Genomic DNA, 14,477 nt, shown 5'->3' with positions numbered 1-14,477 from the left:
GCCTTGATAAGGCGGGGGTCATAAGTTCAAGTCTTATTAGACCCACCATTTATGGGGTTATAGCTCAGTTGGTAGAGCGCCTGCCTTGCACGCAGGAGGTCAGGAGTTCGACTCTCCTTAACTCCACCACTTACAATAAATTAGAACTAAGCAATCAAATTAAACAGCATACAATTAGATTTCTTAATTCTACTTTATGTAGATAACTTACAATTAACTGATGAAGTTAATTACATTATTTAACAACGTAACTATGAGTCTGGGTTAATTATTTAATTCCAACAAATAATTAACCATCCCGACCACTACTCCACATCTTTTAGGTTTTATTTAAAATTTAAGTAAGATGAGTGGTCGGATAAAGTAAAGAAAACTGAATCAAGCGTAAACATAGGTAAATCGTTACACATTACCCTTATGACACCAAGACTGCTTGGGGTTGTATGGTCAAGTAATGAAGTGCACATGGTGGATGCCTTGGCAGTCAGAGGCGATGAAAGACGTGATAGCCTGCGATAAGCGTCGGTGAGGTGGCAATATCCTGTGACCCGGCGATTTCTGAATGGGGAAACCCAGCCAACATAAGTTGGCTATCCTAACCTTTGGTTAGGAGGCAAACCGGGAGAAGTGAAACATCTCAGTACCCCGAGGAAAAGACATCAATAGAGATTCCCCAAGTAGCGGCGAGCGAACGGGGAGGAGCCGATCAAACTTGTAGTAGCAAAATGGCGTGGGAAAGCCAACCATAGTAGGTGATAGTCCTGTATGCGAAACTGCAAATGCGACATATTAAGTAGGGCGAGACACGTGAAATCTTGTCTGAAGATGGGGGGACCATCCTCCAAGGCTAAATACTCCTGACTGACCGATAGTGAACCAGTACCGTGAGGGAAAGGCGAAAAGAACCCCTGTTAGGGGAGTGAAATAGAACCTGAAACCGTGTGCATACAAGCAGTCGGAGCCCGACCACTTAATCGCTTTGAGGATAACAATGAACTTTTATTATGTATATGTTCTACAAAACATCAATAATCAAAATGACTTTTATGTTGGGTTTACTTCCAACTTAAAGCAGAGAATTGAAGCACATAATACAGGTCAAACTACCGCAACTCGTGGTAGGACTTGGAAAATCGTTTATTGTGAAGCCTATATAAGTGAGAAAGTGGCAAGAAAGCGAGAACACGCCACAAAAAATAATGGCAAAGTGCGAACTTTCTTAATGAACCGCATTAAATCACAGTTTGAGTCATCATAAAATGACAAAGTATCGTAAATAAGCTAAGTCGGGCTTGCCCGATCACTTAATTACGATGCGAAGCAGAGTGATTAAGTGGTCGGGTGACGGCGTACCTTTTGTATAATGGGTCAGCGACTTATATTCTGTAGCAAGGTTAACCGTTTAGGGGAGCCGTAGGGAAACCGAGTCTTAATAGGGCGATTAAGTTGCAGGGTATAGACCCGAAACCGAGTGATCTATCCATGAGCAGGTTGAAAGTGCCGTAACAGGCACCGGAGGACCGAACCCACTGTCGTTGAAAAGCCAGGGGATGACTTGTGGATAGGGGTGAAAGGCTAATCAAACTCGGTGATAGCTGGTTCTCCCCGAAAGCTATTTAGGTAGCGCCTCGGACGAATACCATTGGGGGTAGAGCACTGTTTCGGCTAGGGGGTCATCCCGACTTACCAAACCGATGCAAACTCCGAATACCGATGAGTACTATCCGGGAGACAGACGGCGGGTGCTAACGTTCGTCGTCAAGAGGGAAACAACCCAGACCGCCAGCTAAGGCCCCAAATTCCTAGTTAAGTGGGAAACGATGTGGGAAGGCACAGACAGCTAGGAGGTTGGCTTAGAAGCAGCCACCCTTTAAAGAAAGCGTAATAGCTCACTAGTCGAGTCGGCCTGCGCGGAAGATGTAACGGGGCTCAAACTAGGAGCCGAAGCTGCGGATTTAATTGTTTCAATTAAGTGGTAGGGGAGCGTTGTGTAAGCCTGTGAAGGTGTGTTGTAAAGCATGCTGGAGGTATCACAAGAGCGAATGCTGACGTGAGTAACGACAAAACGGGTGAAAAGCCCGTTCGCCGGAAGACCAAGGGTTCCAGTCCAACGTTAATCGAGGCTGGGTGAGTCGACCCCTAAGGCGAGGCCGAAAGGCGTAGTCGATGGGAAATTGGTTAATATTCCAATACTTGTTTATGATGCGATGGAGGGACGGAGAAGGTTATGTCAGCCTGGCGTTGGTTGTCCAGGTGAAAGGATGTAGGTAGGTTTAGTAGGCAAATCCGCTAGACTATTACTGAGATCTGATAGCAAGCCAGTTTACTGGCAAAGTGGCAAATACCATGCTTCCAGGAAAAGCTTCTAAGCGATAGTCATAAACAAATCGTACCCGAAACCGACACAGGTGGTCAGGTAGAGAATATCAAGGCGCTTGAGAGAACTCTGCTGAAGGAACTAGGCAAAATGGTACCGTAACTTCGGGAGAAGGTACGCTGCCGATGGTGATAAGACTTGCTCTTTGAGCTGTTGGCAGTCGCAGATACCAGGCTGCTGCAACTGTTTATTAAAAACACAGCACTCTGCAAACACGAAAGTGGACGTATAGGGTGTGATGCCTGCCCGGTGCTGGAAGGTTAATTGATGGGGTTAGCGTATGCGAAGCTCTTGATCGAAGCCCCAGTAAACGGCGGCCGTAACTATAACGGTCCTAAGGTAGCGAAATTCCTTGTCGGGTAAGTTCCGACCTGCACGAATGGCATAATGATGGCAGCGCTGTCTCCAGCAGAGACTCAGTGAAATCGAAATCGCAGTGAAGATGCTGTGTACCCGCGGCTAGACGGAAAGACCCCGTGAACCTTTACTACAGCTTTACATTGAACTTTGACCTAACTTGTGTAGGATAGGTGGGAGGCTTTGAAGTGGCGACGCCAGTTGCCATGGAGCCATCCTTGAAATACCACCCTGGTTATGTTGGGGTTCTAACTTAGATGTAACAACATCAAGGACAATGTATGGTGGGTAGTTTGACTGGGGCGGTCTCCTCCTAAAGAGTAACGGAGGAGTACGAAGGTGCGCTCAGAACGGTCGGAAATCGTTCAAAGAGTATAAAGGCAAAAGCGCGCTTAACTGCGAGACCCACAAGTCGAGCAGGTACGAAAGTAGGTCTTAGTGATCCGGTGGTTCTGTATGGAAGGGCCATCGCTCAACGGATAAAAGGTACTCTGGGGATAACAGGCTGATACCGCCCAAGAGTTCATATCGACGGCGGTGTTTGGCACCTCGATGTCGGCTCATCTCATCCTGGGGCTGAAGCAGGTCCCAAGGGTATGGCTGTTCGCCATTTAAAGAGGTACGCGAGCTGGGTTTAGAACGTCGTGAGACAGTTCGGTCCCTATCTACCGTGGGCGTTGGAAATTTGAGAGGATCTGCTCCTAGTACGAGAGGACCAGAGTGGACGAACCTCTGGTGTTCCGGTTGTGACGCCAGTCGCATTGCCGGGTAGCTATGTTCGGATGGGATAACCGCTGAAAGCATCTAAGCGGGAAGCCCACCTCAAGATAAGATTTCCCTAAAGAGCCGTTGTAGACTACGACGTTGATAGGTTGGGTGTGGAAGCATGGTGACATGTGTAGCTAACCAATACTAATTGCTCGTTTGGCTTGACCATACAACACCCAAGTGGTTTAGTATGAGATAAGTGTAAAGATTTTACCTAACAAGCTTGAATCAATCTTGAATAACTTAACTTAAAAAGTTAAAACTTTAAAAATTAAATTTAAAGTAAAAAATAAAACAACAGACTCATAAGCAGCGTTGTTAATCCTTTTACGCTGACGACAATAGCAAGATGGAACCACCTGATCCCTTCCCGAACTCAGAAGTGAAACGTCTTAGCGCCGATGGTAGTGTGGTTTGCCCATGCGAGAGTAGGTCATCGTCAGCACCTTATTTAGCCCTCTCTGTCATTGATAGAGGGGGTTTTGGTTTTTAAAATCCTTGAATTTGTGTATAATAGCTGACCTAACTTTACTTATAATTATTTATGTGAGTAACTTGCTTGTGCGTAGGGTGATATTAATGGGTGGGCAAAAGGCGTTTACGTTGATTGAGTTGATGGTGGTAGTGGTTGTGATTGGTATGATTGGTATGATTGCTTATCCTAGTGTGATGCGGGTTTTGCGGGGGATGGAAGATGATTGATGAACGAAAAAATAAATATCTGATTGTCGGACAGGGCGACATCGGTAAGGAAGTTGCCGAAATGTTATCCCGCGCAGGATATGATGTGGCGGGGTTAGCACGCACTGCCAAGAGTTATGATGAGCCTGTACAATTTTGGCAAAAAGACGCAAGAATGCTCACTCAAGATGAACTTGTTCCATTTAGCCATATCGCCATTATCATCACACCAAACCGTGAGATGACCGATAGAGTACAAGCCTATCGTGAGAGTTATTTGGCAGTGTGTGAGCATATCGCAGGACTGAATCTGCCAAACCTCCACCGTGTGCTATTTGTCTCATCTACATCTGTATATGGCGAGAATGGGGGTGAGTGGGTGGATGTTGACACGCCAACACACCCCAGTACGGATACCGCCTGCGTGTTATTACAGGCTGAGCAAGTGTTACAGGATGCCTTTGGCGAGCGGTGTGCGATAGTCAGACCGTCTGGTATTTACCACAGTGAGAGTGTGCGAATGAACCGTCTTGCTCAGTCTGCCCATATCAATGGCGTGCCGTCCGCCCATTATACCAATCGCATTCATCGTGATGATTTGATACAAGTGATTTGTCAGGTATTAACTCTGAGTGCTGTCAAGCCTATGTATTTGGTAAGTGATTGTAAGCCTGTTACCAGTCTTGAAGTGATAAACTTTTTGTGTCAAAAATATGAGTATCTCCCGCCAAAGATTATTCACACTACGCCCACAGGCAAACGCATTCGGGGTAATGTGGATGATTGGCTTGTTTTTAAGGATTATCAGATGGGTTATGGGTGTTAGTTAATTGATGGAATGTATAAAAAGGAGTGAATGTTATCACTCCTTTTTTTGGTTCTATAATATCAATGGCTATTAATAGGCACTAAGCTCGTCGTCCCATCAGAATTTTGTATGCGACGATAAACGACACCGCCATGAGAAACATTACCATAAGAACTTTGACTAACCGACCCCCGAGAGATACTAAATGATGAGTTTGGGTTTTGGGGCAGGTTTAGGCTGTCTTGGCGGATTTGTACTGTGCCTGTTTGATTGCCGTAATTCACACTTTGTGCGGGGCTGGACACGGGCGGATAGGTTGGGCTGACATTGCCAGTATTGCCCATGATGAGACGATAGAACTTTTGTCCTGCACGTCCGTCAGCAGGCATGCCCATTTTACGCTGATAATCCTTGATGGCAATGCGAGTGTTGTCACCGATAATGCCATCAACGTTGCCAATGTTGTAGCCGTTATTAATGAGTGCTTGCTGAATTTCTTTGGCTTCGCGACGACTGATGCCAGGGTCATCGGTCGGCCAAGGGGTGGCAAAATTAACATTGGTGTCGTTATTTTCAATCAAGGTAGAAAGATGAGCGATGGCAAGAGCATAGCTTTCAGAAGTATTATAAGAATAGAACATATCAAAGTTTTTACCCACTAAGAAAGCCGGCCCTTGTCGCCCAGCAGGTAGCAGTAGTCCTGCTGATGCCATGTTGTTCGGTAGGGGACGACCGTCAGGTAGGGTGATGCCCATGTTTTGCCAATGACTGATGGATTTTTTGTTGGTGCGACCACTTGACCCTGAATAGCCATTTAGTTTGACTTCATAACCCCAAGGCTCGCCAGTGCGATAGCCTTTTTTGGCAAGAAAGTTGGCGGTACTTGCCAATGCGTCTGCCTTAGAATTGACAAGGTCTTTACGTCCGTCATTATCAAAATCTACCGCCAATTCCAAAAAGGTGCTAGGCATAAACTGAGTCTGACCAAATGCTCCTGCCCACGAGCCTGTCATGTCCTGTGGGCGAATGTCGCCATTTTGGACGATGCGTAAGGCACTGGCATATTCGCCACGAAAATATGATTGGCGACGGTCAAAGCAAGACAACGTGGCAAGGCTGGTAAACAAATCCTTTTTGCCAAGGGTCTGCCCAAAATTACTCTCAACACCCCACACGCCAAGCACATGTTCGGGCTTGACCCCGTAGCGGTTTTCAATGCGTCTTAGTACGTCCGCCATCTCGTGTTTGGCACGCAGACCATCTGCCACACGCTCGCTATCAACCAGTGAGGCGTGATAGTCCCATGCGTGTTTTTTGAATTCAGGCTGATAGTTGAGTGAGCGAATCACCGTTGGGTCAGGGCTACTCGGTCGGTACTGCTCAAAGGTGCTGGCGACACCACGAAAGTTACTGCTGTTTTTTAGGGTGTTTAGGCATTGGTCAAAATGGCTTTGGGATAGGGTGGGCAGGTCGTTGGCATGGGTAGTACTGATGGTTGTCAAAGCAATAATGCTAAGTGCTAGGGGTTTAAAATAGGTCATAGGGGTATCCGATAAATTTTGGGTTTGGAAGTTGTTAGGACGTGTTGAACATTGATAGAATTGTTTTAAAATCAAGATGAAAATTTGACAATTTCAACCAATTTTTGCATGAAAAACGGCTATCCGACCACTTAATCGTGTAAATTTTCAAGATTTTACCTTAATTTCTTTAAATTAAGTGGTTGAATTATTTTTCATCGTCAAAATCCTTGTTGATATTTCAATATCAACTGCGGACTTTTCCTTGAAAAATGGGCGATTTTTTCATTTTTCATTGTAAGTACCGAAGTTCAACACGTCCCAGACATCTTTATGAGATAAACTAAAAATAAACCCTTGTACTTATAAATACTGGGGTTGAAATTTTAAAAAATCCGCAAAAATTGGGGTTTGAAAAGAAATATATTTTAAAAAAACTAATTAAAAACAAATATAATACGACATTAGCCTATCATAATCGATTTTGTCATGATAAAAAAGTGCTTTTTGGTAACTGGGATTACTTACTCTTTGTGGTTTATTTTCATGTTGAAAAATATCGCCATTTTGTGATTTTCATTACATATACCAAAGGTAGGCAAGCCTTAAAAATTAATCATCAATGGGTGACATCCCTTAAGATGACTTGTCCAAAAACTCATCGCCTGTTACCACAAGCTCTTCATGTTGCACAGTGCCGCTGATCGTTTTGCTGATATTTTGGCTGTATTTGTGTAGGTTGATCTCTTCGGCGACATGAGTCTCTTTGCTTAGCTTTGCTACTTCTTTGCTGATTAAAATCTCCATAGGCTCGCTCATGGGCGTGCCATTCATGAGTACAGTGGCAGGCGTGTCATCATCTGCCATGACTGTATCTGGCAGTGCCATTAAATTATTATTGACAATCCGAATGCTAAGATACTCTTCGGTCAGCTCCACAGGGACATTGACCGTCTTGGTGCGGACAACTTTTTCAAGGATAACTTTGCCTACTTGCATTTTTTGGGTATCAACAACCAACCGCTCAGCGAGTAACTCTAGGGTTTGTGGATTATCAGTGGTGACGTCATCACGCTTATCTTTAGGGTTTGACATACATTGTCCTTAATTTTAACAAATTTGTAGATTTTTAAGTTTTGGTTTAAAAGTTGAAAATTGGGCATGGTGGTTATTCTAATACATGTCAATTTAGCAAAGATAAATTTAAAAAATTCATTGAATAAACATGAATCTAACCATCAAAACACCAGTCAATAACGCCAAAACCCAAAAAAGCCAGAGCATTGCCCTGACTTTTTGGCCGTGGTCGGATTACAGACCACGAGCACGGCGAACTTCATCGGCGGTAATACCTTCATAGTTAACCACGTTGCCTTCACGATCAACTATGTTACCTAGGTCGTCCACGTTTAGCTCTTCACGCTGAATGGTTTCCAAAATGGTCTCGGTGCGAGTGCCAGTGGTCTTGCCCAGCGTTACTTCTTCGGTAACAAAGGTGTCTTTGCTCACATTAGCACGCTCTGCTTCTAGCTCAACGCTTACGGTGGCAACCCCAGCATCATCACCGATACGACGGTCAGTTGGGCGGTTTACGGCAGTACGCTCGATATGGGCGTGCTCTTCTTGTAGCTCAACTTCAACACGTTGCTCTTCGCTTACCACACGTTTACCAATACTTGCCACGCCAGAGACGATACGGTCTTTATTCACAGATAGACGCTCTTCGAGCAACTCTAGAGTGTTGGGTGCGGTGTAGTGGTTTTCGGTCAGCTCAACACGGCTCTCGGCAGGCAGTGTCTCGGCAGCGAAAAACTCACGGTCTTTGGCATATTGTTCTTGGTAGTTATAGACATAATCACGGTCGTAGGCTTCCATAACTTCTGCTTGGTCTTTGGTTAGGCTATCAAAGTACACATCATCGCCAACAATGCGAGATAGACCCGCTGGGATAAGCACTTCTTTTGAGCTGAACCAACCGCCTACATCAACGATAAGATAACGCACACGTCCTGTTTCTACTTCTACAAGGGCATCTTCTATTTTACCGATTTTCTCTTCGCCAAGGCCATAAGCGGTTTTGCCTGCTGGGTTGTAGTAGTCTGCACCCAATACTTCACGCTCGGTGGCTTCAATGTCTTGTAAACGAACTAAACGGCTCATATGTTTCTCCTAAGTGATATTAATAAATGCCTTATGGCAACTTACAAGTGCTTCATGTGCTTGACTTGATGAGTGTATTGTAGAGATGTTTTGACATGAAAAATAGGATAAGTTGGTAAAAAATAGGGTTTTTTCACGTGTGTTTGGTTCGCCAAATGTAAGACTTGGTAACTTCATGTAAACTGTGAAAAATTGTGTTGTCTTGTGTTATGGCTGGGTAATTTTTCATCAAATGGTCATTCAATTTTCATAAAAAATGGTAGATTATTTTTTTAAATTATCTTTATATTTACATTAAATTATCGGTAGTAGTCTAAAAAGTATGCCAAACTAGTTTTCCGTTCGCTCTGAGCCTGCCTGCGGGCAGGAAAACCGTTAGGTTTCCCAAGCTCACCACGAACGGTTTTCTTTGTAGCATACTTTTTGAACCAGAGCCAAATTATCTTAATATAGATGAAAACTAACATAAATTATTGATTTTTATAAAAATAAAATAATTAGGGCGTGCCTGCCTTTGGTGTTTGCAATGAAAAGTGAGAAAATTAGCCATTTTTCATGTAAAAATAGATTAAAGTGTTAAATTTTCATCTTACTTTGTAAAAATGTTATCAATGGCAGGCACGCCCTAATCATATCAATAAAAACACCGATGATGAGTGCATTGACATTAAAAATCGCCAAATTCCCAAAAATCGGCTATACTAACCCCATCAATAACCACCAAAAACCAAACAACAAGAGAGAAAACCATGAGCCAACGCTTACAACGCCTAGCCGACCAGATTCAGCGTACCTTGTCGGTGCTTATCCGTGATGAGATTAACGACCCACGCCTGACGGGATTTGTTACCATTTCTAGTGTTAAAGTTAGCCCTGATTTGGGTTATGCCGATGTTTATGTCACCATTTTGGAGCCGTCCAAAAACGGCGATACGGACGGTGGCATGAACATTGATGCTCACCGTGAGAGCCTGCAAGTATTAAAAAACGCCTCGGGCTTTTTGCGTACCGAGCTGTCCGCCACCATGAAAACCCGCACCACGCCACGCCTACGTTTTCATTATGATGAAGTTACCGCTCACGGCAACCACATGATGAATCTGGTGAATGAAGCCATGAAAAAGACGGGCGAGAGCAGTGCCAATGACGTGGATAACAGCTAATGGCAAAACAAATCGTTTCTGGGGTGCTACTCTTAGATAAGCCAAGCGGTATCAGTTCGCATTCGGCTCTTGCCCAAGCCAAACGCCTGTTTATGTCATCAGATTCTGACAGCAAAAAAGCAGGTCATACAGGCACGCTTGACCCCATGGCGACAGGGCTTTTGCCGATTTGTTTAGGGGATGCGACCAAATTTAGCTCCTTTGGTCTAGACGCCGATAAGGGCTACACCGCCATTATCAAACTTGGCGAGCAGACCGACACAGGCGACAAAGAAGGGCAAATCATCGCCCAAAAAAATGTGCCAACCTTTGACGAGCAGGGGCTTGATGAATTGGCTTGCGATTTATTGGGCGAACAACAACAAACCCCGCCCATGTACTCCGCCCTAAAAAAAGACGGCAAAAAACTCTACGAATACGCCCGAGACGGCATTGAGATAGAGCGAGCTCCACGCCCCATTGTCATTCATCATTTGGCTTTAAATAAATTAAGCGATAACGAAATCGCCCTTGATGTCATCTGCTCCAAAGGTACTTATGTGCGAGTGCTGGGCGAGACGGTAGCCGAGCGTCTTGGCACGGTGGGGCATTTGACCGCTTTGCACCGCACCAGTACGGGCGGATTTGACGTGGCAGGGGCGATAAGCCTTGATGATTTGGCGAATTTGTCATTTGATGAGCGATTTGGCAAGCTATTACCCGTTGATGTTCTGCTTAATCATTTACCTATTATCAAACTCACCACAGACGAAACGGCACGCATTAAAATGGGGCAACGGCTAAACATCAAAGACCGCCTTGATGATGCGAGCTTTACTGATGAGACTGTACAAATTCGGCTATATCATGATGATGAGTTTGTCGGGCTTGGGCAAGTGGCGATGAGTGGGCGACTGCAACCGATAAGACTGGTGGCGTGAGCCTCTTAAAATCAGAGAATATTTTTGCATTAATTTTCATCTTAACATAATTTTACTTGAAATTTATTCGATTTAGGCATAATATACACTTGCTTTTTATCATAAATAATGATTTACTGATAATAAGTTTTTATAAATAACATTAAACACCCAACTTTTTGTAAGATTTGAGGTACAACCCATGAAAAAATTACTCCCAGCACTGATCATCGCCAGCGTGTCCATCACCGCAACCGCCAATGTTGGCAGTCCTTATGTACAAGGTTTGGTAGGCACATCTAAACTTGATGTCAAAGATGACCGAAGCCAAAAGAAAGTAAAAGACAGCGACACCGCATTTTCTGTGGCGGTAGGTAGCGATTATGGTGCTACTCGTTACGCCCTAGATTACACTCATTTTGGCGAGCTAGAACACAAAGAAACAGGCTTTGATGTGGCAGGCGACTACCGCAAAACAAATGTTAAAGCACAATCTGTGGGCGTGTCTGCATTTTATGACTTCACTTCTGTGTCAGGATTTACGCCCTATGTGGGTGCAAGAGTGGGCGTCAACAAACTCAATCTAGGCATCAGCAATAAGGCCACTGTTGGTGCAGAGTCTTTCTTTTCATCAACAACTGCCAAAAAAACACAAGTGGGCTTAGGTGCGGTGGCGGGTGTATCATACACCATCAACCCACAATGGACCATTGACGGTGGCGTAGAATACAACCACTTAGGCAAAGTGGATAACTTTAAAGTTAAAGAATACGGTGGCAAAATCGGTGTTCGTTATAACTTCTAATCTGCCCCTTCAAAACCCTCTGTCTCTCCACGCAGGGGGTTTTGATTTGTAATTTTAAATGACTTTTTAAAATTTTTGTGTTATAATAAAAATTTTACGCCATTAGGCTTAGGTAGGCTTTGGCAATGCACAGCTTACCCAAATGTATCCGCATTGCGTATTTTAAGGATTAGTTATGCTAACCAACCAACAACGTTTCGATATTATCGCCAAATTCAAACGTGGCGAAAACGACACTGGTAGCCCAGAAGTGCAAGTGGCTTTATTGACCGCTCGTATCAACGACCTACAAGACCACTTCAAAGCCCACAAAGCCGACCACCACAGTCGCCGTGGTCTTATCCGCATGGTAAACCAACGCCGTAAGCTACTAGACTACCTAAAAGGTAAAGACACCGAGCGTTACTCTGCCCTTATCGCTGAGCTTGGACTACGCCGTTAATTTCAAATTAGGCTGTCTAATTTTGTCAAAAACGGTGTGCGTTTGCGTGCCGTTTTTGTTGTTTTAAGTTTATAAATTATTGATAAGGGTGAGATTTAGAACTCTAAGAGATGTTTTTTTAACGTTATAAACTGATGATTTTTTGGGTGGATTTGTAGGGGTAAATTGCAACTTGCTCTGTGATAAAGTATTGATTTTGGTTAAAGTTAAATCAATTTTCCCATACAATTTTTAAATATCCAAAAAAAACATCTCTTAGGGCTTTAAATCATCTTATCAATGACAAACCCAATCATTTAAGGAAAACCTATGTTTAATATCATTCGTCAAGAATTTCAATATGGCAATCAGCAAGTTGTCCTAGAAACAGGGCGTGTCGCTCGCCAAGCCAACAGCGTGCTTGTGCATATGGGCGATGTGTCGGTACTGGTGGCGGTTGTGGTGCGTCCCGAAGCTGTGGCAGGGCAAAACTTTTTCCCACTCACCGTAAACTACCAAGAAAAAATGTACGCTTCGGGTAAAATCCCAGGGGGCTATGGCAAGCGTGAAGGTCGTGCGTCAGAATTTGAAACTTTGACTTCTCGTCTGATTGACCGTCCAATCCGTCCGCTATTCCCAGAAGGGTATTTTAACGAAATCCAAGTAACGGCAACGGTTATCTCATCGGGCAAAACCCAAGATGCCGACATTGCAGCGATGATTGGTGCGTCTGCGGCATTGGCAATCTCTCCTGCTCCATTTAGCGGCCCTATCGGAGCAGCTCGTGTGGGCTTTATTGGCAATGAATACATTCTAAACCCAAGCCTTGCCCAGATGAAAGACAGCTCGCTTGACCTAGTGGTGGCAGGTACCAAATCTGCCGTGCTGATGGTGGAATCCGAAGCGGACGAGCTATCAGAAGACCAAATGCTTGGAGCGGTGCTGTACGGACACGCACAACAGCAGATTGTCATTGATAACATCAATGCCTTTGCGGCAGCGGTAGGCAATACCAAAGCCGAATTTGTCGCCCCTACGATTAACGAAGAGCTAAACGCCCAACTAAAAGAGCAATTCACCGCCAAAGTGAGCGAAGCCTACACCATTACCGTCAAGCAAGACCGCTATGCTCGCTTAGATGAGCTTGCCACAGAAGCCTTGGCACTGGCGGGCGATGAGACGGCAGAAGACTATGCTGACAAAGTCGCTCAAATCAAAGAGCTGTTTGAAACCCTAAAATACCGCACCGTGCGTGATAATATCCTATCAGGCAAGCCCCGTATTGATGGACGCGATTTGGAGACCGTGCGAGCACTCGACATCCAAGTGGGCGTGTTGCCTTATACGCATGGTTCTGCCCTGTTTACCCGTGGCGAGACCCAAGCCCTTGTAACCACAACGCTAGGCACTAGCCGTGATGTGAACTTGGTGGATACGCTGTCAGGCACCAAGCAAGACCACTTTATGCTACATTATAATTTCCCACATTATTCGGTGGGCGAGACAGGTCGTGAAGGTGGCCCAAAACGCCGTGAAATCGGGCATGGTCGTCTGGCTCGCCGTGGCGTGCAAGCGGTATTGCCTAAGGCGGAGCGTTTCCCTTATACCATTCGTGTGGTGTCGGACATTACTGAGTCTAATGGTTCAAGCTCTATGGCGAGCGTGTGCGGTGCGTCGTTGTCGCTTATGGATGCAGGCGTGCCACTAAAAGCCCCTGTGGCAGGTATTGCTATGGGATTGGTAAAAGAGGGCGAGCGTTTTGCGGTGCTATCGGACATTTTGGGTGATGAAGACCATTTGGGCGATATGGACTTTAAAGTGGCAGGTTCGGTCAATGGTATCACCGCCCTACAAATGGACATCAAGATTGAAGGCATTACCGCCGACATCATGGAGCAAGCCCTAAAACAAGCTCACGCAGGGCGTATTCATATCCTAAATGCCATGAATAAAGTCATTGCCACATCTCGCACCGAGATTAATGCTCATGCTCCAAACTATGCCACCATTGAGATTAACCCTGAAAAAATCCGTGATGTGATTGGTAAGGGTGGGGCAACCATTCGTGCCTTGACCGAAGAGACAGGGGCGACTGTGGACATTGACGACAACGGTACAATCCGTATCTTTGGCGAGTCAAAGGCGTCTACCCGTGCCGCCATCGCCAAGATTGAAGCCATCACCGCCGAAGTGGAAGTGGGTGCAATCTATACAGGGACGGTGGCTCGCATTGTGGAGTTTGGGGCATTTGTTACCATTTTACCAGGTACGGACGGCTTGGTGCATATCAGCCAAATCTCTGATGAGCGTGTTGAGAATGTAACCGACTACCTAGCCGAGGGTCAAACTGTCAAGGTTCAAGTCCAAGACATTGACAATCGTGGACGCATTAAATTGACGATGAAGGGCATTGAGCAGTAATTGCTTGACTGGTGTAAAACCGCTCCAAATGGGGCGGTTTTTGTTGGGTTAATTCTTTTTTTTTGGATTAATAATGTGGATATTTTAGTGTATGGGG

Annotated in this window: 10 protein-coding genes, 2 tRNA genes and 2 rRNA genes (1 of these 14 cut by a window edge); 11 read left to right on the top strand and 3 right to left on the bottom strand. The window is 45.0% G+C overall.

The window, feature by feature from the left end; genetic code table 11:
* The 6 genes from LP107_RS13245 to LP107_RS13220 form a co-directional block, all read left to right on the top strand.
* Positions 1-48, top strand: a tRNA-Ile gene (locus tag LP107_RS13245); it begins 29 nt to the left of the window's first position.
* A gap of 5 nt (positions 49-53) precedes the next feature.
* Positions 54-129, top strand: a tRNA-Ala gene (locus LP107_RS13240).
* A 316-nt stretch (positions 130-445) separates the two neighbouring features.
* Positions 446-3,671, top strand: a 23S ribosomal RNA gene (locus LP107_RS13235).
* Between the two features lie 162 nt (positions 3,672-3,833).
* Positions 3,834-3,947 (top strand): 5S ribosomal RNA (gene rrf, locus LP107_RS13230).
* A gap of 134 nt (positions 3,948-4,081) precedes the next feature.
* Complete coding sequence (locus LP107_RS13225) at positions 4,082-4,204, top strand: prepilin-type N-terminal cleavage/methylation domain-containing protein (RefSeq protein WP_112742715.1); 123 nt, start codon at positions 4,082-4,084, stop codon at positions 4,202-4,204.
* The gene (locus LP107_RS13220; RefSeq protein WP_078274347.1) at positions 4,197-5,009 is read left to right on the top strand and encodes an NAD(P)-dependent oxidoreductase; all 813 of its coding nucleotides are present in this window, start codon (positions 4,197-4,199) and stop codon (positions 5,007-5,009) included. The genes LP107_RS13225 and LP107_RS13220 overlap by 8 nt, the downstream gene beginning before the upstream one ends.
* Positions 5,010-5,071: 62 nt before the next feature.
* Here LP107_RS13220 and LP107_RS13215 read toward each other — a convergent pair whose 3' ends face one another.
* The 3 genes from LP107_RS13215 to LP107_RS13205 form a co-directional block, all read right to left on the bottom strand.
* Complete coding sequence (locus tag LP107_RS13215; RefSeq protein ID WP_078274348.1) at positions 5,072-6,532, bottom strand: lytic murein transglycosylase; 1,461 nt, start codon at positions 6,530-6,532, stop codon at positions 5,072-5,074.
* 615 nt (positions 6,533-7,147) lie between these two features.
* Positions 7,148-7,606, bottom strand: a complete 459-nt coding sequence (locus LP107_RS13210; protein WP_078274350.1) for a YsnF/AvaK domain-containing protein — start codon at positions 7,604-7,606, stop codon at positions 7,148-7,150.
* Between the two features lie 216 nt (positions 7,607-7,822).
* Positions 7,823-8,671 carry a DUF2382 domain-containing protein gene (locus LP107_RS13205; protein WP_078274351.1) on the bottom strand — a complete coding sequence of 283 codons (849 nt, stop codon included), beginning with the start codon at positions 8,669-8,671 and terminating at the stop codon, positions 7,823-7,825.
* A gap of 749 nt (positions 8,672-9,420) precedes the next feature.
* Here LP107_RS13205 and LP107_RS13200 point away from each other — a divergent pair.
* From LP107_RS13200 to pnp, 5 genes are all read left to right on the top strand, one after another.
* On the top strand, positions 9,421-9,834 hold the full coding sequence (locus LP107_RS13200; RefSeq protein ID WP_078274353.1) for a ribosome-binding factor A: 414 nt from the start codon (positions 9,421-9,423) through the stop codon (positions 9,832-9,834).
* On the top strand, positions 9,834-10,754 hold the full coding sequence (gene truB, locus LP107_RS13195; RefSeq protein ID WP_115368800.1) for a tRNA pseudouridine(55) synthase TruB: 921 nt from the start codon (positions 9,834-9,836) through the stop codon (positions 10,752-10,754). The genes LP107_RS13200 and truB overlap by 1 nt, the downstream gene beginning before the upstream one ends.
* Positions 10,755-10,935: 181 nt before the next feature.
* Positions 10,936-11,538, top strand: a complete 603-nt coding sequence (locus LP107_RS13190; protein WP_115368799.1) for an opacity family porin — start codon at positions 10,936-10,938, stop codon at positions 11,536-11,538.
* 175 nt (positions 11,539-11,713) lie between these two features.
* On the top strand, positions 11,714-11,980 hold the full coding sequence (gene rpsO / locus LP107_RS13185) for a 30S ribosomal protein S15 (RefSeq protein WP_078274359.1): 267 nt from the start codon (positions 11,714-11,716) through the stop codon (positions 11,978-11,980).
* Between the two features lie 309 nt (positions 11,981-12,289).
* Positions 12,290-14,380: a polyribonucleotide nucleotidyltransferase gene (gene pnp, locus LP107_RS13180; protein ID WP_078274361.1), complete on the top strand. Its 2,091-nt coding sequence runs from the start codon at positions 12,290-12,292 to the stop codon at positions 14,378-14,380.
* Positions 14,381-14,477 lie beyond the last annotated feature (97 nt).

The organism is Moraxella bovis (genome assembly GCF_025985205.1).
Taxonomy (GTDB): domain Bacteria; phylum Pseudomonadota; class Gammaproteobacteria; order Pseudomonadales; family Moraxellaceae; genus Moraxella; species Moraxella bovis.
Note: the sequence above shows the minus strand (reverse complement) of the source record. Positions and strands in the feature narration are given on the sequence as shown.

Bases quoted from the DNA above. Each gene is read 5' to 3' on its own strand.
- LP107_RS13225 (WP_112742715.1), top strand. From the start codon at position 4,082: ATGGGTGGGCAAAAGGCGTTTACGTTGATTGAGTTGATGGTGGTAGTG.
- LP107_RS13220 (WP_078274347.1), top strand. From the start codon at position 4,197: ATGATTGATGAACGAAAAAATAAATATCTGATTGTCGGACAGGGCGAC.
- LP107_RS13215 (WP_078274348.1), bottom strand. From the start codon at position 6,532: ATGACCTATTTTAAACCCCTAGCACTTAGCATTATTGCTTTGACAACC.
- LP107_RS13210 (WP_078274350.1), bottom strand. From the start codon at position 7,606: ATGTCAAACCCTAAAGATAAGCGTGATGACGTCACCACTGATAATCCA.
- LP107_RS13205 (WP_078274351.1), bottom strand. From the start codon at position 8,671: ATGAGCCGTTTAGTTCGTTTACAAGACATTGAAGCCACCGAGCGTGAA.
- LP107_RS13200 (WP_078274353.1), top strand. From the start codon at position 9,421: ATGAGCCAACGCTTACAACGCCTAGCCGACCAGATTCAGCGTACCTTG.
- truB (WP_115368800.1), top strand. From the start codon at position 9,834: ATGGCAAAACAAATCGTTTCTGGGGTGCTACTCTTAGATAAGCCAAGC.
- LP107_RS13190 (WP_115368799.1), top strand. From the start codon at position 10,936: ATGAAAAAATTACTCCCAGCACTGATCATCGCCAGCGTGTCCATCACC.
- rpsO (WP_078274359.1), top strand. From the start codon at position 11,714: ATGCTAACCAACCAACAACGTTTCGATATTATCGCCAAATTCAAACGT.
- pnp (WP_078274361.1), top strand. From the start codon at position 12,290: ATGTTTAATATCATTCGTCAAGAATTTCAATATGGCAATCAGCAAGTT.